The organism is Alkalibacterium sp. s-m-28, assembly GCF_054658175.1.
The window spans coordinates 73,595-94,589 of record NZ_BAAGIQ010000002.1 but is presented as its reverse complement, the minus strand read 5'-3'; the positions used below and the strand labels follow the sequence as shown (position 1 = coordinate 94,589).

General features: G+C 42.6%; 17 protein-coding genes. 9 read left to right on the top strand and 8 right to left on the bottom strand.

Annotated elements, in window-relative coordinates; all coding sequences use genetic code 11:
* Positions 1-74 precede the first annotated feature (74 nt).
* The 7 genes from treC to rpmH form a co-directional block, all read right to left on the bottom strand.
* Positions 75-1,727, bottom strand: coding sequence for an alpha,alpha-phosphotrehalase (gene treC / locus ACYQ4S_RS01005; protein ID WP_346025163.1), 1,653 nt, complete (start codon positions 1,725-1,727; stop codon positions 75-77).
* A gap of 175 nt (positions 1,728-1,902) precedes the next feature.
* Positions 1,903-3,360, bottom strand: a complete 1,458-nt coding sequence (treP, locus tag ACYQ4S_RS01000; protein ID WP_346025162.1) for a PTS system trehalose-specific EIIBC component — start codon at positions 3,358-3,360, stop codon at positions 1,903-1,905.
* A 270-nt stretch (positions 3,361-3,630) separates the two neighbouring features.
* On the bottom strand, positions 3,631-4,908 hold the full coding sequence (locus tag ACYQ4S_RS00995; RefSeq protein WP_459768780.1) for a bifunctional folylpolyglutamate synthase/dihydrofolate synthase: 1,278 nt from the start codon (positions 4,906-4,908) through the stop codon (positions 3,631-3,633).
* Positions 4,909-5,429: 521 nt separating this feature from the next.
* Entirely contained in the window at positions 5,430-6,341 is a 912-nt protein-coding gene (gene jag / locus ACYQ4S_RS00990; protein ID WP_459768778.1) for an RNA-binding cell elongation regulator Jag/EloR, read from the bottom strand.
* 74 nt (positions 6,342-6,415) lie between these two features.
* On the bottom strand, positions 6,416-7,261 hold the full coding sequence (yidC, locus tag ACYQ4S_RS00985; protein WP_346025159.1) for a membrane protein insertase YidC: 846 nt from the start codon (positions 7,259-7,261) through the stop codon (positions 6,416-6,418).
* A gap of 90 nt (positions 7,262-7,351) precedes the next feature.
* A complete protein-coding gene (gene rnpA, locus ACYQ4S_RS00980) occupies positions 7,352-7,696 on the bottom strand; it encodes a ribonuclease P protein component (RefSeq protein WP_091266735.1) in 345 nt (114 codons plus the stop codon).
* A gap of 317 nt (positions 7,697-8,013) precedes the next feature.
* A complete protein-coding gene (gene rpmH, locus ACYQ4S_RS00975) occupies positions 8,014-8,154 on the bottom strand; it encodes a 50S ribosomal protein L34 (protein ID WP_034298896.1) in 141 nt (46 codons plus the stop codon).
* A gap of 570 nt (positions 8,155-8,724) precedes the next feature.
* Between rpmH and dnaA the strand changes: the two genes are divergently transcribed.
* The 6 genes from dnaA to gyrA all read left to right on the top strand — a co-directional run bounded on the left by dnaA (position 8,725) and on the right by gyrA (position 17,901).
* Positions 8,725-10,059, top strand: a complete 1,335-nt coding sequence (gene dnaA, locus ACYQ4S_RS00970; RefSeq protein WP_091266733.1) for a chromosomal replication initiator protein DnaA — start codon at positions 8,725-8,727, stop codon at positions 10,057-10,059.
* Between the two features lie 186 nt (positions 10,060-10,245).
* The gene (dnaN, locus tag ACYQ4S_RS00965; protein ID WP_459768775.1) at positions 10,246-11,385 is read left to right on the top strand and encodes a DNA polymerase III subunit beta; all 1,140 of its coding nucleotides are present in this window, start codon (positions 10,246-10,248) and stop codon (positions 11,383-11,385) included.
* 648 nt (positions 11,386-12,033) lie between these two features.
* Positions 12,034-12,267: a S4 domain-containing protein YaaA gene (gene yaaA, locus ACYQ4S_RS00960; protein ID WP_346025157.1), complete on the top strand. Its 234-nt coding sequence runs from the start codon at positions 12,034-12,036 to the stop codon at positions 12,265-12,267.
* The gene (recF, locus tag ACYQ4S_RS00955; RefSeq protein ID WP_346025156.1) at positions 12,267-13,388 is read left to right on the top strand and encodes a DNA replication/repair protein RecF; all 1,122 of its coding nucleotides are present in this window, start codon (positions 12,267-12,269) and stop codon (positions 13,386-13,388) included. The genes yaaA and recF overlap by 1 nt, the downstream gene beginning before the upstream one ends.
* A gap of 16 nt (positions 13,389-13,404) precedes the next feature.
* Entirely contained in the window at positions 13,405-15,336 is a 1,932-nt protein-coding gene (gene gyrB, locus ACYQ4S_RS00950; RefSeq protein ID WP_428830628.1) for a DNA topoisomerase (ATP-hydrolyzing) subunit B, read from the top strand.
* Positions 15,337-15,411: 75 nt separating this feature from the next.
* On the top strand, positions 15,412-17,901 hold the full coding sequence (gene gyrA, locus ACYQ4S_RS00945; RefSeq protein ID WP_459768790.1) for a DNA gyrase subunit A: 2,490 nt from the start codon (positions 15,412-15,414) through the stop codon (positions 17,899-17,901).
* Between the two features lie 171 nt (positions 17,902-18,072).
* Here the strand turns inward: gyrA and ACYQ4S_RS00940 are convergent, their stop codons facing one another.
* Positions 18,073-19,557, bottom strand: coding sequence for a carbon starvation CstA family protein (locus ACYQ4S_RS00940; RefSeq protein WP_459768773.1), 1,485 nt, complete (start codon positions 19,555-19,557; stop codon positions 18,073-18,075).
* A 277-nt stretch (positions 19,558-19,834) separates the two neighbouring features.
* On the opposite strand from ACYQ4S_RS00940, the gene rpsF reads away from it, so the two are divergent.
* From rpsF to rpsR, 3 genes are read left to right on the top strand one after another with little or no spacing between them, the layout of a single operon-like run.
* Positions 19,835-20,134 carry a 30S ribosomal protein S6 gene (gene rpsF, locus ACYQ4S_RS00935; protein ID WP_091266714.1) on the top strand — a complete coding sequence of 100 codons (300 nt, stop codon included), beginning with the start codon at positions 19,835-19,837 and terminating at the stop codon, positions 20,132-20,134.
* A 55-nt stretch (positions 20,135-20,189) separates the two neighbouring features.
* Positions 20,190-20,705, top strand: coding sequence for a single-stranded DNA-binding protein (gene ssb, locus ACYQ4S_RS00930; protein WP_346025586.1), 516 nt, complete (start codon positions 20,190-20,192; stop codon positions 20,703-20,705).
* Positions 20,706-20,730: 25 nt separating this feature from the next.
* Positions 20,731-20,964: a 30S ribosomal protein S18 gene (gene rpsR, locus ACYQ4S_RS00925; protein ID WP_091266708.1), complete on the top strand. Its 234-nt coding sequence runs from the start codon at positions 20,731-20,733 to the stop codon at positions 20,962-20,964.
* The last annotated feature ends 31 nt before the right edge of the window (positions 20,965-20,995 follow it).

Here is a 20,995-nt window from a genome sequence, read left to right as displayed (position 1 = left end):
CTGATAATAAAAAATGCGGAAGTCTTCTTTGATGAATAGAAGGCTTCCGCTTTTTTCAGTTAAAGGAATTACTTTTATTTAAGAAGAAAAGCAGCCGTTTCGTATGGCCCCAGTTTAAACTCTTTTTCCAGCTTTCTCTCACTGCCGTTTCCTATCAGGTACGACGCATCCATATTCAGCAGCTCATCCGGGATAGTGATCGTGTCGTCTTCTCCGTAAAAGTGGTTCAGCACCAGCAGCTTCTCGCCTTCGTATTCACGAACGTAAGCAAATATACTGGGGTGTTCCAGCTCCAACACGTCATAAGACCCTTCCTGAATGATCGGAATGTCCTTACGCAGACGGATTAACGTTTTGTAGTAGTCACGGATCGCCTGGCTGACATCAGTGTTTTCTGTATTGATATTTTTATAATTGTCAGCCACCTTCAGCCATGGTTCAGCGTCCGAAAAACCGGCGTTTTTTGAATCGTCCCACTGCATCGGTGTACGGGAATTGTCACGTGATTTCTCTTTGATGATGGCCATGGCTTCATCATGAGAAATCCCGTCTTCCCGCATCTTCTTGTATGCATTATGCGTTTCGATATCGACATACTCGTCCAAGTCCTCGTAGTTAGGATTGGTCATGCCGATCTCTTCACCCTGATAGATATACGGTGTCCCTCGAAGCAGATGAATAGTCTGTGCCAGCATCGTACTGGTTTCAACTGGATAATTCTCTACATCCCCAAAACGACTGTTGGCACGCGGCTGGTCGTGGTTGTTCCAAAACAGTGCATTCCAGCCTCCTCCTTCAACCATGCCTTCCTGCCATTCATGCAGGATCTTTTTCAGTTCAATAAAGTCAAAAGGCATTATTGACCATTTCTCACCGTCTTTATAATCGACTTTCAGATGGTGGAAACTGAAGATCATGGACAATTCATTACGCTCAGGATTTGAATATTTCACACCGTTTTCTACAGTGGTCGAACTCATTTCTCCAACAGTCACGATATCCTCATACCTGCCGAATGTTTCCTTGTTCAACTCCTGTATATAGTCATGGACGATCGGTGTATCTGTGTAATGGGACTTACCGACGCCGTCTTCAGCATCTTCAAGAATTTCATCTTTTCCAATTACATTAATGACATCGAAGCGGAGGCCTTTGACCCCTTTTTCCAGCCAGAAGTTGACGACTTTATATAATTCTTCTCTGACTTCAGGGTTACGCCAGTTCAGGTCAGCTTGGGTCACATCATACAGGTGAAGGTAGTACTTGTCTGTATCACCAAATTTGGACCAGGCTTTCCCTCCAAACTTGGACTCCCAGTTCGTCGGCAAGCTGCCGTCTTCCTGCAGTTCTCTTAAAATATAATAATCCTGATATTTCTTGTCTCCAGCTAACGCTTTCTGGAACCACTCATGCTCAGTTGACGTATGGTTCAATACCATATCGAGCATCAAGTCGATGCCGTACGAATTAGCTTCCGAAATCAATCCATCGAAGTCATCCCACGTCCCGAATATTGGGTCTATGGAAGTATAATCGGCCACGTCGTATCCATTGTCGTTTTGAGGAGATTTATAGAACGGGTTCAGCCAGAGCATGTCTATGCCCAGATCCGCTAGATAAGGCAGTTTCTCCTTTATTCCGTTCAGGTCTCCTATGCCGTTGCTGCTGGTATCTTTAAATGATTTAGGATACGCCTGGTAAATGACTTTATCATGAAATGTACTCATATCTTTCGTCCTTTCCAATTTTATTCTTAACATAGGAAAAAGGGCATTCCGTCAGATGTTCTTTTTCCAGTTTTATCGACCAGAATCAAAGAATATCAGGAAACACCCTTCCTCCATAGAGTAATGACACTTTAAGTTTATTCAATTATGTGAAGCGAAACAATCGATACGCCTCTTAGTTACCCAGTTTTGGAATTGGCAGATGATCATTTTCCCATTTAGTCAGGATATTGTTTTTCTCAAAAACAACAACTAGTACAATAGGAACTACGATAGCAATTGCCATAGCGATCAAGAAACCAATCCAATACTCAGGAATGATTGATAGGATTCCTGGAAGACCCCCAACACCAATGTTGAAAGATGCCACATTTAAGGCTACGGAAGTCATTCCCGCAAAAGCGGATCCGATCATGCCTGCAACGAATGGATACACGTATTTGATGTTGATACCGAACAGAGCCGGTTCTGTTACACCAAGATAAGCCGATATCATTGCTGGGATAGAGATCTGCTGTTCTTTCTCATTCCCACGGTGCAGCCAGATGATACCTAATACAGCTGAACCTTGAGCAATATTTGATAGAGCAATCATTGGCCATAGAATGGTCTGATCGAAATCTGCAACCAACTGAAGATCGATCGCATTAGTCATGTGGTGCAGTCCAGTAATTACGAGCGGTGCATACAATCCACCAAAGATAAATCCGAAGACCCAGTTGAATGTACCTGTCAGTCCCCATTGAACGACCTGAGATAGCCAGATGCCCAACTGCCATCCAATCGGTCCGACAACTGCATGAGCGACAAATACTGTTGGTATTAAAGCGAATAATGGAACAAAAATCATTGAGATGGCTTCAGGTATGAACTTTCTCAGCCATTTTTCAAGATAGGCGAGCAGGAACCCTGCCATCATGGCCGGAATAACTTGAGCCTGATACCCGATCATATCCAGCTGGAAGAATCCAAAGTCCCACTGGTTTACATCCCCTGCTAAAATATCCTGTACACCGAAAGCATTAAGCAGCTGTGGTGACACTAATGTGATACCTAAAACAATACCCAGAATCTGAGTCGTCCCCATCTTACGCGTCACACTCCATGTGATACCGACAGGCAGGAAGTGGAATATCGCTTCTCCCGGCAGCCATAGAAAGGCATTGACTCCGCTCCAGAACTGCGATGTTTCGACAATTGTCTGGCCACCAAGGGCACCGAATTCTACTGCTTCCAATACGTTTCTGAAACCTAAGATCAAACCACCGATAATAATTGCTGGAATTAATGGGGTGAAAATTTCTGCCAGTGCCGCCATCAGACGCTGCAGGCTGTTCATGTTCTGTTTCCCTGCACTTTTCACGTCATCTTTAGACACACCCTCAAGTCCCGAAATTGCTGAGAACTCGTTGTAAAAATCTGCTACTCTGTTCCCGATGATAACCTGGAACTGACCTGCCTGGGTGAATGTTCCTTTAACAGACGGGATATCTTCAATTCTATCCTTATCCGCTTCTGAGGGATCATCCAGTACAAATCGCATACGTGTAGCACAGTGCGTGACGGCATTGACGTTTTCTTTACCGCCTATTGCATCCAGCAACTCCTGTGCATCTTGTTTGAAATCTGCCACTTTTATTTCCTCCTTTATCTTAACTTGTATATACAAGTTGTTTGCATTTTTACTATACTTTACTGAATCAAAAAATGCAAGCGTTTCATTTTACTTTTTTTATTTTTTCATATCCTCTCCTTTCTCTAATTTCAGCTCACTCAATCCTTATAGTTATTTTACCACTGAACCATTCTCCTCTAATAATAAAAGCCCTTACCCGTTTTCAATACTTAATAAAAAAACAGACCCATCATTTGGCCTGTTTCTCTACGTTCAAACATTCAATTTTCAGTTCTGCCACAACCGTCTCATATCTCCTATCAGATAAAGAGAGCCGAATACAATCACTTTGCGGTTGAGGTAGGACTGACTTTTCAACTCAACAATCAGCTCGTCTACAGATTTAAAAGCTTGAGCATCCTGTCCCTTATCTTTCAGCCATTCAGCTGTAGTTTCTGCATCAAATCCTCTATAAGGGTCCGGAGAAACGGTCAGGACTTTTTCTGCATAGGGCAGCATCTGTTCAATCATTTCCTTGTATGCCTTGTCTTTCATCATACCTACCACAAAAATTAGTTGTTCATCCGGAAAAAGGTAACCGATGTTTTCTCTTAATGCAGCTACTCCCTCTGGATTATGAGCACCGTCGATCAGGATAGTCGGGTGTTCGCTGATTTTTTCCATGCGTCCGGGCCAGGCAGCCAGCTCCAGCCCTCTTCTAATATGCTCAGAGGTAATAGCAAAACCTCTCTGTTCAAGTACCTGCGCGGCTTCGACAACCAATACTGCATTTGTGATCTGGTGTCTCCCTAATAAATGGATTACAAGCCCATCCATCTCTTTATACGAGAACGAACTGTAAATGTCGGTCATACTGACAGAGGATATATGATTTGGAGTGACTCTGATCATATCAGCCTGCACATCCTCTGCTTTCCTGCTGATGACTGCATCCACTTCTTCAGACATTTCCGGGAAGACGACCAAACCGTTCGATTTAATGATTCCGGCTTTTTCTGCTGCAATCTGTTCGATCGTGTCTCCAAGAACTTTCATATGATCATACCCGATCGATGTGATAATAGAAGCTTCTGATGAGCTGACCACATTCGTTGCATCCAGTCTTCCTCCGATTCCGGTTTCCAGAATGACCAGCTCACACCCACAGACTGAAAAATGCAGCAGAGCTACCGCCGACAGAATTTCAAACGAATAAAGACGTTCTCCCGTTTCTTCCTCCACTTGTTCAACAAAAGGAGCTACTTTTTCGGTGGCTTCAATAAATACGTCGTCAGTGATCATCTGCCCTGAAATTTTAATGCGTTCATTGATAGATTCCAGATGCGGAGAGGTATAGACGCCTGACTTGATCCCCGCTTGACTGAGTATCGATGACAAAAAGGCGCTGACTGAACCTTTTCCGTTTGTGCCGGCGATATGAACGACCCGCAGGCTGTCCTGTGGATTACCCAATTTACTCATCAACAGACGCATTCTATTAAGATTTTCTTTCTGACCTGTTCCCCTATTCGTATTGACCAGCTCGATCACTTCAGTCATATTCATTCTTATTGTCCTCCTGTTTATTAATTCTGTCTTTTTATTGAGAGCGTAAGTTTGCCAGTTGCAATTCTGGCAACAATCCCCTATACTTACAGTAAGATTTCAACCCAACCTCATGCTTATCACTCAACTCTCACCGTTTATAAGCACTCTCACGTGCTGGTCTCACAACCATTTCTGACCCGACTAAACTTGCCTTCACCATTTTATTCTTTTCACCCATCAATTTCAATCTAACCAATACAGTCTTTTCTTAACCCATGGTTTACTTCATATGTATCTCTTATTTCATGTCTGATTTCCCACTACTTTTCTTTACCCTCTTTCTAAACTTGAACCTCCAGCAAGGATTTAATTATCTCAATTATTTAATCCCCACACCCACCAGACTCATTAACAGATTCCCGTATTCTATTTTACCTTGGCTGAAGTCAGAGACTCTTTTCCTTGCTCTAATGCCCTAACTTACGACATAGTGAAGAACGAGCCTGCGTTTGGGACCGCAGGCTCGTTTGTTTTGTCTATTAAATTTTAAACTGATTGTCCTTTGAAGGTTCGACCACTAAGTAACGGTGCGGCTCTTTCCCTTCAGAATGAGTCTGTACGCCTTTATGCTGGTTGAGGTAACGATGAATCTGTTTTCTCTCATGTGCCGGCATAGGCTCCAGAATAACTGGACGTTTGGTCTTCTTTACTTTTTCAGCTGTACGGTAAGCCAGTTGTTCGACAGTTTTCTGACGACGGTCACGATAATTCTCAGCATCTACTTTAGCAAACAGTTTATTGTCTGCTTCCTGATGAAGCTGAACTTGCGCAAGTGTCTGTAAGCTGTTGAGCACTTTTCCGTGTCGCCCGATGATCAGACCGGCATCTTCTGTGTCAATGATGTACTGAACGCGACGATCTGTTCTATTAATGGTAACAGACACATCATCAACACCCATCTTATCTGCGATACGTTTGATATAGTCAGCCACATTTTGAATAGCTGCCTCGTCTTTTTCATTCAGTTCGATGATTTTCTTTTCTTCCGGCTCAGGTTTTTTCATTGTGCCTTCTACTTTTTCTTCATCATCTGCACGTACAGGATGAGTCGTATCGGTTTCTTCAACACCTTCTTCGACCGGATCAGTCGACTCCTCTAGTGAACTGACCTTATCATCTGGTTCAGCTGCTTCTTTGATTTCTGGCTCGATCGTAGATGGCTCTTTCTCTCCAAGCAGGATTTCTTTAGAGACGAGATCTTCCACCGGATTCTTTGCATTTTTTCTTTTGACAACGACCACTGCATCTTTCTGTCCAATACCCAAGAAGCCTTTTTTTGATTCCTGTGAAATAGTAATATCCGCATTATCTCGCTTGATGCCTAATGCTTTAAGTCCTTTGTCAATCGCTTCTTCAGTGGTTGGCGCCTGTGCTGTGTATTTATCCTTCATAAACGCTATCCTCCATTCACAATCTCTGTTTCTCCTTTATTTTAACAAATTCGAAACAATAAGTCAGAAGATTTTTATTTTTTCACATTACGTCCGTACTTCTGAGCCCTCTTGATTGCCCGTTTTCTCTGACGTTCCGCTTCTCTTTCCTGAGCCTCTTTGTCAGCCCGCTCTTTTCTGATCTTGAACGGATTCTGGAAGAGAAGTGTCTGTACTACTGAAAATCCATTAGATACAGTAAAGTATAATGCTAGAGCACTTGAAAGACGGAAGGTAATGAAGACGATGAATAACGGCATAACGTATGTCATCACTTTGTTTCCTTCAGTCGCGCGTCCCATACTCATCAATACCGAATGTCCAAGGGTGAATACCCCTGCCAGTATAGGTAAGATGAAATACGGATCGGGTTGACCTAAGTTGACCCACAGGAAGTCGCCCGTAGCCAGGATAGGTGTACGGTTAACTGCCTGATAAAGGGCAATGAATACCGGCATCTGAATCAGCATCGGCAGACAGCCCATATATGGGTTTACTCCTGCTTCACTATAAAGGCGCTGCTGCTCTTCTTTCAGCTTTTCCTGTGTCTCAGCATCTCGAGCTGAATACTTTGACTTCAACTCTTCCATCTGAGGACTAATGTCATTCATCTGCTGCATATTTTTCTGCTGAAAATGCGTGAACGGGATCAGCATTGCACGAATGATGACTGTAACAATAATGATTCCTATTCCATAGTTTTCACCGAAGAGATTCGATACCCAGATAATCGCACGGGCGAAGTTATATATAATGACACCTTCCCAGATCCCCGTACTCTCTGCAGAAACTGGATCCGTTCCACAGGCAGATAAAAATACAACTAAAGCAAGCATACTGACTGCAAGGAGCAATCGCTTACGTTTTCTTAAAAAATTCAATCATGTTCCCTCTCTTCTTCTACTAATAACTAAAATCTTCTAATTACATCTATTTTGAAAGTCGAAGCATATCCGGTTCACTGCATAGTACTAAACAAATAAACCAGCTTTCTTCATAACATGCAGCAGACTTTTTTTCATCTCATTAAAAGACATCTGCTTTGTCGGCTGTCTTGCGATCACAACAAAGTCGACATCAGGTCTGATCAGGTCTTCATGATCCATTTCAATAAGCACGTGCCTGATTTTTCTTTTGATCTCATTTCTTTTGACCGCATTTCCAAGTTTCTTCCCTACGGAAAGCCCGACACGAAAATGAGACTGGTTTTCTTTGTTTAAAGAGTAAACAACAAACTGCCTGTTAGCCATGGATTCACCCTGATGAAAGACCTTTTGAAAATCTGCTTCCTTTTTTACTCGATAAGCTTTCTTCATTCCTGTCCCATCTTTCTAAGCTAAGCATTGATTAAATAGAAAAGCTTCACGTGCCGTTAAGCCTCGACAAGAAAATACCTTAGTATCTGTTTGAGGTTCAGCTCTTACAGATATACTTGAGATCGCCGGAGCGATAGCGAGTAGAGGAAATTTGCCCTGAATGAGCATCCTGCGCAATGGGTAAATTTATCTTTTTCTCGAGAGGCTGGCACGTTAAGCTAGACATCATTCGATTTGAAACAATTCGACATTAAATAAAAAAAGGCAACGTGCTCTCACTATAGCTATCAGTAAGAAGCTCCCGTCGCCTGTCGTCATTAAGCTGAAATTCTTTTTCTTCCCTTACGACGTCTGTTTTTTAATACTCTACGTCCGTTTTTTGTACTCATACGTTTACGGAATCCATGTACTTTTTGACGCTTACGTTTTTTGGGTTGATATGTTAGTCCTTGTGCCATTGAGAAACACCTCCTGAATCTTTCCTTTGTCCTCTGACTTATCAATAAGCATAAAGTTAGTGACTGCATTAATATCTAGACAGACTATGTTATTTTAGAAAACATCTGACCATTTGTCAAGTATTTCTGAGCAATTGCTGCTTTATATAAGATATAATAATCATTTTTTTCCACACATTTATGTCACACATTCAGATTTTTGCCAGCTAATTATACAGATTATTTGTCCACAGCCTCTTGATACCGTTCATCCACACAATAGTAACCCACATCACTTTCAACAGGTTTTCCACAGTTCCACAGTGTGTTTATAAGAGTCATGCACAGTCAGATACAACTTGTGTATAACTCTTATTTAAGCTGGTATATCAGTCTTGATTATGTAATAGTTATCCACATTTCCTGTAAAAAAGTATAGCTTTATTTTCAGTTATTCACAGTCGGATCAAGTCTGTGGATATCTTTTTGTACATCCTGGGGAAAGATTATCAACAAATAAAACCTATTGTGGAAAACTTAAATCATACATGATAAACTGTAAAAAGCATCTTATCGGCGAGGAGGAAAAAAATGGACGATTTACAGTCAACATGGAGTTATCTACAGGAAAAATTTAAAGAAACCTTGTCAAAAGTCAGTTACGACACTTGGATACATAGTGCTAACCTCGTCCGGATAACGAATAATTCAGTCACGATCGAAGTGCCTTCTACATTACATAAAGAGTATTGGAAGAATAATCTCTCGACTAGAGTCGTTGAATATCTTTATGAATTTCTGGGACGTGAAATCTCTCCTTTATTTGTCACAGCAGAGGAGCAGGCAGCCCATGAGGAACAGGAAGACACACAGACTGTTCAGGCTTTCGAAACTCAACCCGTTTCAAGTACATTGAACAGTAAATATACCTTTGATACGTTTGTCATCGGAAAAGGCAATCAGATGGCCCATGCTGCTGCCTTAGTCGTTGCTGAAGAACCTGGTACGATCTATAATCCGCTGTTCTTTTACGGAGGCGTTGGATTAGGAAAAACACACCTGATGCATGCGATCGGCCACCAGTACCTTCAGATCAACCCTAATGCAAAGATCAAATATGTATCGAGTGAAAATTTTGCGAATGATTTCATCAATTCGATCCAGAACAGAACTCAGGAAAAATTCCGTCAGCAGTACCGTAATGTGGACTTATTATTAGTAGACGATATTCAATTCTTTGCTGACAAGGAAGGGACTCAAGAAGAGTTCTTCCATACATTCAATGCCTTGTATGACGACCGGAAACAGATCGTACTGACAAGTGACCGGCTGCCAAACGAAATTCCTAAACTCCAGGAACGTCTGGTATCACGCTTCGCATGGGGATTATCTGTAGACATTACCCCACCAGATCTGGAAACCCGTATCGCGATTTTACGTAAGAAAGCCAACGCAGAAGGTCTGGAAATACCAAACGACACTTTAAGCTATATTGCCGGACAGATTGATTCGAATATCAGGGAACTTGAAGGTGCCCTTGTCCGCGTACAGGCTTATTCAGCAATCCAGCGCAATGACATCACGACCAGTCTGGCTGCCGATGCACTGAAAAGCATGGTCAAGAATGATTCCAAGCAGAATGTGTCGATTGCTTCCATTCAGCAGAAAGTCTGCAAGTACTATCAGATTTCTCTCGCTGACTTGAAAGGGAAGAAACGGGTCAGACAGATTGTTTTACCCAGACAGATCGCTATGTATCTCTCACGAGAACTGACCAGCACGTCACTTCCTAAAATTGGAAAAGAATTCGGCGGCAAAGATCATACTACGGTCATTCATGCTCATGAAAAGATTAAGAAAGCTCTTAATGAAGAAAACGACAGCGAATTGAGAGACCAGATCGAAGAAATCAAGAAAAGTCTCTAATCGCTCTTGTGGATAAAGTCTCAAGTCATGCACATCTTTATTCACAACTTATCCACAAGTGGAAAACCTTCTGTTCCAGATGAAATTTACGTTTTCCACAGTATACACAGGCCCTACTACTATTACTAAGAATTTATTTACTATATAATTATAAACGGGTACTCAATTTATTATTGGAGGATGCATATGAAATTTACAGTTAATCGATCAGCGTTTTTAAAAAAATTAAAAGATGTTCAACTCGCTGTATCATCTAGATCAACTATTCCCATTCTTACAGGAATTAAACTTATTGCTTCAGAAGAAGGGATTCAACTGACAGGCAGCAACTCTGATATTTCTATTGAAACGTTCGTCAGAAAATCAGATGAACAGTCTGGTCTGACTATAGAAGAAGAAGGTCAGATCGTGCTTCAGCCTGCACGTTTCTTCAGTGATATCGTCAATAAACTGCCAGATGAAACCTTTACTGTTGAAGTGAAAGACAGAGTTCAGACAGCTATCACGTCTGCATCATCTTCTTTTATCATTAACGGACTGGATGCTGCTAACTATCCGCATCTCCCGGAAATCGATACGACCCAGTCATTTACACTTCCGGTCAACTTACTTAAAAAAATCATTAAACAGACAGTTATTGCCGTATCAACTCACGAAAGTCGTCCGATCCTGACAGGTATTCACCTGACAATCAGTGACGGCAAGCTTAAAGCTGTTGCTACAGACAGTCACCGATTAAGTCAGCGTGTCATTCCTGTTGAAGGAACTGAAAGCCTGTCTTACAATCTGGTCATTCCTGGTAAGAGCCTTCAGGAACTGACTCGACTGCTCGACGACAGCCTGGATGAAATAGAAGTAGCGATCGCTGAGAACCAGATCCTCTTCAAGACCGAAGATACTTTGTTCTACTCAAGACTGCTTGAAGGAAATTATCCGGACACGGACCGTCTGATTCCTGATAGTTCAGCTACAGAAGTGACTTTGGAAGCACAGATTCTTCTTGGAGCAGTGGAAAGAGCCTCTCTTCTTTCCCACGAAGGTAAAAATAACGTCGTTAAACTCTCTGTGAAAGATGATACTGTAGAAATCACCGGTAATTCTCCAGAAGTCGGGCGAGTAAACGAACAGGTCACCACTCAGTCAATTTCCGGTGAAGAAATGGAGATTTCTTTCAATCCGGACTATCTGAAAGCTGCTTTGACAACTTTTGGGCCTGTGGATATCACACTTAAGCTGATTTCTACCTTGCGTCCATTTGTTCTGGTTCCAAGTGAAGACAAGAATGAATTCATTCAGCTGATCACACCGATCCGTACATCCACATAAAATGAATATAAAGTGAATAAAGCTGAAAAGACCCAATGCTGTCGGGTCTTTTTTTGTTATATAACAGGCAAATTTGCTCTTATGCGGATCGTTCTAGAAGAGAAGGAGTGACGATTGAAGTAAAATGCCAGTTATTTGGCTTCAAGTGTCCACTCGCCATGATTAGTCATCTGAGTGGGCAGAAGTTGGCAGATCTATGCCCACCCGGAGCAGTAGATTCGGATGAGTGGACAATAATTCAATAATCTCTGTCTACCCAAATGAATTGATCGGTTGAGTGGTCAATAATGTCTCACTTAATGACTACTCAACTTTAAAGTGGCTCTCGAGCTGGATAAAGTACCAGCTAGTCGGTCAAATAAAGGAATTTTCCGCAATTTTGACTCTTATTTTAAAATTGAACGATCTATTGCTGGCTCTCAGATACATATTCCCCTTAAATAAGCCAAAAATTTAAATATAAAGACTCTAAGCGAATTTGAATAAAAAAGAAGGATTTGTCATTTTACCCTTAAAATCGATGAGAACGGATTTTTTCCCATAAAAATTTGTTTCACACTCCAAAATAAGGTATAATATAAGAAGAGAAATTATGCAGAACGTGGATGATCTGATCCGCGTCTTTGCTTTTTAAAGGAGCCAATTATAGTGCCGGAAATAATACAAATCAATCAATCAGTCATTACACTGGGACAATTTCTGAAGCATGCGACAATCATATCAAGCGGAGGAATGGCCAAGCCTTTCCTGATGGACTATACCGTCTGGGTCAATGATGAAGCGGATAACCGCCGCGGCCGCAAACTGCATCCTGGAGATGTCATCAAGGTGGAAGGCTTCGGGACCTATCTTTTAGAATCAGCTCAAAATGAGGATAACTGATGTATTTAAAGAAACTGACGTTGAAGGGTTACCGCAACTATTCTGATGCAGAGGTAACTTTTTCCAACCAGATCAACGTCTTTTTGGGCGAAAATGCTCAAGGAAAAACGAATATCATGGAAAGTATTTATGTGCTGGCTATGACGAGGAGCCACCGGACATCCAACGATAAAGAGCTGATCGGATGGGATCAGGATTTTGCCCGGGTAGCCGGAACGGTCGAGAAATCAAGCGGAGAGTATCCTCTTGAAATCATCCTCTCAAAAAAAGGGAAGAGGGCAAAGCTTAATCATCTTGAGCAGAAGAAACTCAGCCGCTATATCGGACATCTGAATGTAATTTTGTTTGCTCCGGAAGACCTGTCTCTCGTCAAAGGATCCCCTTCTGTGAGACGGAAGTTTCTGGATATGGAAATGGGTCAGATGAGTTCCATTTATCTGTATCACCTCGTTGAGTACCAGAAAGTCCTGAAACAGCGTAATGCTTACTTAAAACAGCATAGAAAAAGCGGAAAACTGGACCAGACCTATTTAAGTATCCTGAATGAACAGCTGGCGGCCGAAGGGGCTGAACTGCTTGCTCAGCGCTTTTCCTTCACGAGACGACTGGAGAACTGGGCACGCCCCATTCATTCAGATATCTCTCAGGGTAAAGAAACGCTGACGCTGGAGTATGCCTCTTCTTTTTCTGTGACATCAGAAACGGATAAAAAGCAGCTGATGAACGATCTGCTAAAGCAGTATAAAAAGCATGAGCAGAGAGAGAAGGAACAGGGTACGACGCTCTACGGTCCTCATCGGGACGACATCCGTTTCTTCGTCAATGAGAAGAATATTCAGACGTACGGGTCCCAGGGACAGCAGCGGACAACTGCGCTGAGTCTAAAACTGGCTGAAATTGAATTAATGAACGAGATGACGGGGGAGTACCCCGTTTTATTATTGGACGATGTACTGAGTGAACTGGACGATGAGCGACAGACTCATCTACTGAAAACCATACAAGATAAAGTCCAGACCTTTCTGACAACGACAAGTCTGGACGGCGTGAAAAAAGAATTGCTTCATCATCCGCGCATCTTCAATGTGCGCAGTGGTCAAATCGAAATGGAGAGTGAATAGAGTGGCAGACGAACAATTGACACCTAAAGAAGTAGTAGAATTAAGAGAAGAGTATGATGCGAGTCAGATCCAGGTCCTTGAAGGTCTGGAAGCCGTCCGTAAGCGACCAGGGATGTATATCGGATCGACAAGTTCTGAAGGACTCCATCACCTGGTATGGGAAATCGTAGATAACTCTATTGACGAAGCGATGGCTGGGCATGCTGAAAACATCGAAGTTATTATTGAACCGGGCAATCTGATTGTGGTCAAGGATGACGGTCGTGGAATCCCGATCGATATCCAGGCGAAAACTGGCCGACCGGCTGTTGAGACCGTCTTTACGATCCTTCACGCAGGAGGTAAATTCGGTGGCGGCGGGTATAAAGTTTCCGGTGGACTTCACGGGGTAGGCTCATCCGTTGTTAATGCGTTGTCAGAATTCCTTGAAGTGGATGTTCATAAAAATGGCAAGGTCTATAATCAGCGTTATGAGCGCGGTGCGGTCATGTACGACTTGAAAGAAATCGGTACGACAGACAAGTCCGGTACAGTGGTCCGTTTCAAGGCAGACGCTGAAATCTTCCAAGAAACAACAGTCTACGACTTCAATAAACTGGCTACCCGTATCAGAGAATTGGCTTTCCTGAACCGCGGTCTGTCGATTTCAATCGAAGACCAGAGAGATGCTGAACCGGTCCGTCTCGAGTATCAGTACGACGGCGGAATCAAGAGCTATGTCGAGTACCTTAACCAGAGCAAGACGGTTCTCTATGAAGAGCCTATCTATCTGGAAGACGAGCAGGACGGCATTGCTGTTGAGGTTGCTCTTCAGCATACAGACGGCTATCACATGAACATCATGAGTTTTGCCAATAACATCCACACCTATGAAGGGGGGATGCACGAATCAGGTTTCAAGACATCATTGACGCGGATCATCAATGATTACGCTCGTCGAAACAAATTCATCAAGGAAAACGAGGACAATGTCAGCGGGGAAGACGTGAGAGAAGGTCTGACCGTCGTATTAAGCATCAAGCACCCGGATCCTCAATTTGAAGGGCAGACGAAGACCAAACTGGGTAATTCTGAAGTCCGTACGATCACGGACCGTCTGTTCAGTGAGCATTTCGAACGCTTCCTGATGGAAAATCCACAGACTGCTAAGAAAATCGTTGAAAAAGCACTGCTTGCGGCTAAAGCCAGACTGGCAGCCAAGCGGGCAAGAGAAGTAACGCGTAAGAAAAATGGACTGGAGATCAGCAATCTTCCAGGCAAGCTGGCGGACTGTTCGTCAAAAGACCCGGAAAAATCTGAAATTTTCATCGTTGAGGGAGACTCTGCCGGTGGATCAGCCAAGCAGGGACGGTCTCGTCTGTTCCAGGCTATTCTGCCTATTCGAGGGAAGATCCTGAATGTGGAAAAAGCGTCTCTAGACAGAATCCTTGCCAACGAAGAAATCCGTTCGCTCTTTACTGCTATGGGAACGGGATTTGGAGAAGAATTTGAAGTTGAAAAAGCCCGTTACCATAAACTGATCATCATGACCGATGCGGACGTCGACGGTGCGCACATTCGTACGCTTCTTCTGACGCTGTTTTACCGTTATATGCGTCCAGTTGTCGAAGCAGGATTCGTTTATATTGCCCAGCCTCCTCTGTATCAAGTTAAACAGGGCAAAAAAGAGGTCTACCTTGATTCTGATAAGGAATTGGAGGAATACCTTAAAGAGATCCCGGCGACGCCTAAGCCATCAATTCAGCGTTATAAAGGACTAGGGGAAATGGATGCCGAACAACTATGGGAAACGACAATGAATCCAGAAAACAGACGTCTACTTCAGGTCACTGTTGATGACGCAATCGAAGCCGATCTGATCTTTGATATGCTGATGGGCGAAAAAGTCGAACCAAGACGCGACTTTATCGAAGAAAATGCTCAGTACGTTCAGAATATCGACATTTAATACCTGCCTACCAGAAAAGAGCACTGAGGGAGTTTAAGGAGGAAGAAAGACTTGGCTGAAGAAAGAGAAGCACGAATGGACAAAATCAATCTATCGAGTGAAATGAGAAAGTCGTTTCTCGATTATGCAATGAGCGTAATCGTGTCACGTGCCCTGCCGGATGTACGTGATGGATTGAAACCTGTACACCGCCGTATTCTGTACGGCATGAATGAACTGGGCATGACGCCTGACAAAGCTTACAAGAAATCAGCTCGTATCGTCGGAGACGTTATGGGTAAATACCACCCGCACGGGGATTCTGCCATCTATGAATCGATGGTCCGTATGTCGCAGGACTTCAGTTTCCGTAACCCTCTAATCGATGGACACGGAAACTTTGGTTCCGTCGATGGAGACAGCGCGGCAGCTATGCGTTACACAGAAGCAAGAATGAGTAAGATCGCTATGGAAATGCTTCGGGACATCAACAAAGATACAGTGGATTATCACGACAACTATGATGGCTCAGAGAGAGAACCGAATGTTCTACCTGCGCGATTCCCGAACCTGTTAGTCAACGGGGCTTCCGGTATTGCAGTCGGTATGGCGACGAATATTCCTCCACATAATCTGCGAGAAGTTATCGCGGCCTGCCGTGTACTGATGGAGAACGAAGAAGCGACCATTGCCGATTTGATGGATGTACTGCCAGGGCCGGACTTTCCGACAGGCGCCATGGTCATGGGCAAGTCTGGGATAAGAAAAGCTTATGAAACCGGACGAGGATCGATCAAAATACGCGCGAAAGCACGTATCGAAGTTCAGCCCAATGGAAAAGAACGCATTATCGTAGACGAAATACCCTACCTGGTAAACAAAGCCAAGCTGGTTGAGCGTATTGCCGATCTGGCTAGAGATAAGCGAATTGAAGGTATTACTGATCTTAATGATGAATCCGACAGAGACGGCATGCGTGTCGTTATCGATGTCAGAAGAGATGTATCAGCGAGTGTCATACTGAACAATCTATATAAAATGACGCCTCTGCAGACATCTTTCGGGTTCAATATGCTGGCAATCGTTGACGGTATTCCTAAGACACTTGGATTAAAAGAGATTCTGACCGAGTACCTCAAGCACCAGCGAGTCGTCATTAGACGACGTACTGAATTTGACAAGAAAAAAGCGGAAGCCCGAGCTCACATTCTGGAAGGCTTGCGTATTGCTCTTGACCATATAGATGAAATCATATCGATCATCAGAGGATCACAGACAGGTGATGCAGCGAAACAGGCTATGATGGAGCGATTCGGTCTGAGTGATCGCCAGTCACAAGCCATTCTTGATATGAGGATGGTTCGTCTGACTGGTCTGGAACGCGAAAAAATCGAAGGCGAATATCAGGATCTTCTTGCAACGATCGAAGACTTGAAAGATATTCTTGCCAGACCGGAACGGGTCCACGAAATCATTGCGACTGAACTCGAAGAAATCGCAGAGAAGCACGGCGACGATCGACGAACAGAACTTCTTATAGGTGAAGCATTGAGTATTGAGGATGAAGACTTGATCGAAGAAGAAGAAATAGCAGTCACATTGTCTCATAACGGCTACATGAAGCGTATGGCGATCTCTGAATTCAAAGCTCAGAACCGTGGTGGACGTGGCGTTAAAGGGATGGGTACGAATACGGATGACTTCGTTGAGACTCTTCTAACCTGCTCGACTCATGATCTTCTGCTGTTCTTTACCAATACCGGTAAAGTCTACAAAGCAAAAGGCTATGAAGTCCCTGAATATGGACGCACAGCTAAAGGGATTCCTGCAATCAATTTCCTCGGAATCGAAAATGATGAGAAGATCCAGGCCATCATAAACACTCGAGGCGAAACAGATGAAAAAGATCAGCTGTTCTTTACTACTCGTCAAGGAACGGTCAAGCGTACAGCATTGTCTGACTTCGAAAATATCCGTACGAGCGGACTGAAGGCTATCGTTCTTAAAGATGATGATGAACTGATCAACGTATCGGTTACTCACGGCGACGACCACATCATTATTGGAACGAGACAGGGCTATGCTGTCAGTTTCCATGAGAATGAAGTCCGAAGCATGGGACGAGCGGCGTCTGGTGTCAGGGGAATCCGTTTGAGAGAAGATGACTATGTAGTGGGGACAGATATACTGGGTCCTGAGTCTGAAGTTCTGGTCATTACTGAGAATGGTTATGGAAAACGTACTGAAGCTTCAGAATACGCGATTCGCGGACGTGGAGGAAAAGGCGTCAAAACAGCCAACATCACGGAGAAAAATGGCCCACTGATCGGCTTGAAGACAGTGTCTGGAGAAGAAGATATCATGCTCATCACCACAAGTGGTGTAGTAATCCGATTCCATGCGAAAAACATCTCCAAAACCGGACGGGCTACTCAAGGGGTTCGCCTGATGAGACTTGAAGAAGGTAATTACGTCTCAACATTAGCTAAAGTTGAAGTGGAAGACGAAATAGAAGTGGACGAACCACTTAATGAGGAAGATAACGGCGAAGAAGTATCTGATCAAGAATCGTCTGAAAAAAGCTAAGCAGTTAAATAGACTTATGACGCATCCTGAATCCAGGGTGCGTTTTTTAGATACAGCAGTATAGGAGCGAAGAATCAATATCTAGATAAGTCAATGAGCAAAAAAATAGACAGCTGCTTAAGTAAAGCAACTGCCTGATGTTAAATTAGCTCGTTATTTTAGTCGACTGAGTTACACTCGTTCTCTTGCTGCGCGTACTTCCTGAATAGAAAGATGATCGTTTAAAAGAACATGAGTAGAGTCCAATTGCCCTTTTTGTTTAAGTCCAGAGTACCAGAAGAGACCGAGTAGTCCTATGGTAATAATCAGACCAATAATCAATGAAGGTGTGTAGTTTAGACCTAATCCGATTTGTTCATTGAGGATATAGACAGTTACAGCGTAGACCATGAATGAAGCTGGAACAAGAGTAACCAGATAGTTTTTACCTTTCAAAAATAGATAACGAGTCGAAACAAGTAAAGCTATGGCAGCTGTCGATTGATTAGCCCAGTTAAAGTAACGCCATAAGATGTTAAAGTCCATAAATGTCAGCATGATTGATAAAATAAAAATTGGGATAGTAATCATTAAACGTTTAGCAATTTCTTTTTGAGAGATATTCAAGTAATCGGCAATAATCATTCGCAGACTTCTAAATGCTGTATCTCCAGAAGTAATCGGTAAGACTATTACACCAAGTATTGCAAATGTACCACCGACAGCCCCCAAATAATGACGAGCAATCTGTTCAACCGCTAGAGAAGCTGTACCTTCTGCAATGACTCCACTTAAAACAGGAGCTTGATAGAAAGCCATAGCTGCGGCTGCCCAGATCATAGCGATAATTCCCTCGATAGTCATCATGCCATAAAAGACGAATCGGGCATCTGATTCACTATCGAGTGTACGGGATATGATTGGTGTTTGTGTAGCATGGAATCCTGACATAGCCCCACATGAAATCGTAAAGAAAATACCAGGGAATAGACTCACCCCACTAGGGTGTGTATTTCTCAGCGTAGTGAGAGTTAAGTTGGGAATAGATTCTCCTCTACCAAGCAATGAAATAAAAATCGCAAAGGTACTGATAATAAGCAGAGCACCAAAGAACGGATATATTTTTCCGATAAGTTTATCAATTGGCAGGAGAGTTGATAAAATATAATAAACAAATATAACTATGGTTAAAAGTCCAGCTCCCATCCATCCAGGCGTCAGATTAGCTAAGAGGTTCGCCGGTGATGTCACGAATACTGTACCTACTAAGAGAAGAAGTAAAGCAGCAAAGGCATTAACGACGTGCTTCATCATTTTTCCAAGATAACGTCCAGCCAGTTCGGGTAAGTGAGCCCCTTCATTACGAAGTGAGATCATTCCAAGCATGAAATCGTGGACGGCGCCGGCAAATATATTGCCGAAAATGATCCATATAAATGCTACCGGTCCGTATAAAGCCCCCATAATAGGTCCAAAAATAGGTCCTGTACCTGCAATGTTAAGCAGCTGAATAAGAGCATTTTTCCTTGTACCCATAACGACATAGTCATTACCATCTGCGAGTTCGAAGGCAGGAGTGGTACGCTTGTGCTCAATTCCGAAATTTTTCTCAATAAATTTACCGTAAAAAATATAACCCAATATAAGTGCTGTAATACCCAATATGAATGTTATCAACTTAAATACCTCCATTGCTTTAGTTTGTAAGCGGTTTATACATAGCTTACTATAATCGTCGTAATATAATACTAATTTTTCATTATAATTAAATGAGAAATAGGTTAGGAGTGATAAAGGCAGTAGATACAGTAGATACTTACATTAAACCTCAATAAGGACTTGTTTTGTAAGTCGCTGTATGCTATAATATTTCGGAGTGAGTACTCTTAAATGAATACTCTCCTTGCTCTTTCAAATGAAAGGGCCAAAGACCATAAGGAGGTGACAGTCAAAGATGAGTCAAACAGCTAAGTACGAATTATTGTATATTATCCGTCCTGATCTTGATGAAGATGGAAAGAAAGCTCTTGTTGAGCGTTTCGAAACTATTCTTAAAGATAACGGTGCTGAAGTTACTGAATCAAAAGACTGGGCGAAACGTCGTTTTGCATATGAAATCAAAGGATACCGTGAAGGAACTTACCGTCTGGTAAACCTACAGTCCAATGATGCAGCTGCAATCAACGAATTTGAGCGCCTAGCTCGTATCAATGACGATATTCTTCGTCATATGATCGTACGTCTGGAAGACTAATTGTTTCACGTGAAACAATAAATATGATTGCCTTTTGATGAAAGGAGACCTTTGATTGATTAATAATGTCGTTTTAGTGGGAAGATTAACCAGAGATGCAGAATTGCGTTATACTGGAAGCGGGATTGCAGTAGCAACTTTTTCCGTAGCAGTAGAGCGTCCATTCACAAATGCTCAAGGAGAACGCGAGACGGACTTTGTAAACTGTGTTGCCTGGAGAAAGACAGCAGAAACAATTTCTAACTTTACTCGTAAGGGTTCGTTAGTAGGCGTGACTGGTCGTATCCAGACTCGTAATTATACGAACAACGAAGGAAGAAAAGTCTATGTAACAGAGATCGTTTGTGAGAATTTCCAGATGCTTGAACCGAAATCTGTCACTGAGAAACGTGCGCAGAATGATGGGTCATCAAATTATTCAAACAATAACAGCGGTAATTATTCTCAACAAAACAACCAGAATCAGGCTCCAAGAAATAATAATCAGAACAATTATGCTAACTTCGATGAAGATCCATTTGAAAGTAACAATGACTCCATCGATATCTCAGATGACGATTTACCATTTTGATTCAAGATAAAAGGAGGATTATAACATGGCTGGACGCAGAGGCGGAAGAAAACGCCGTAAGGTAGATTTCTTTGCAGCAAATCACATCGAATATATCGATTATAAAGATGTGGACTTGCTTAAACGTTTCATTTCAGACAGAGGTAAAATTTTACCACGTCGTGTAACTGGAACTTATGCAAAAAACCAACGTAAATTAACAAAAGCAATTAAACGTGCTCGTATCATGGGCTTGTTGCCATTTGTAACTGAAGATTAAACTAAATTAACATTATCGAGCTGTGACAGTG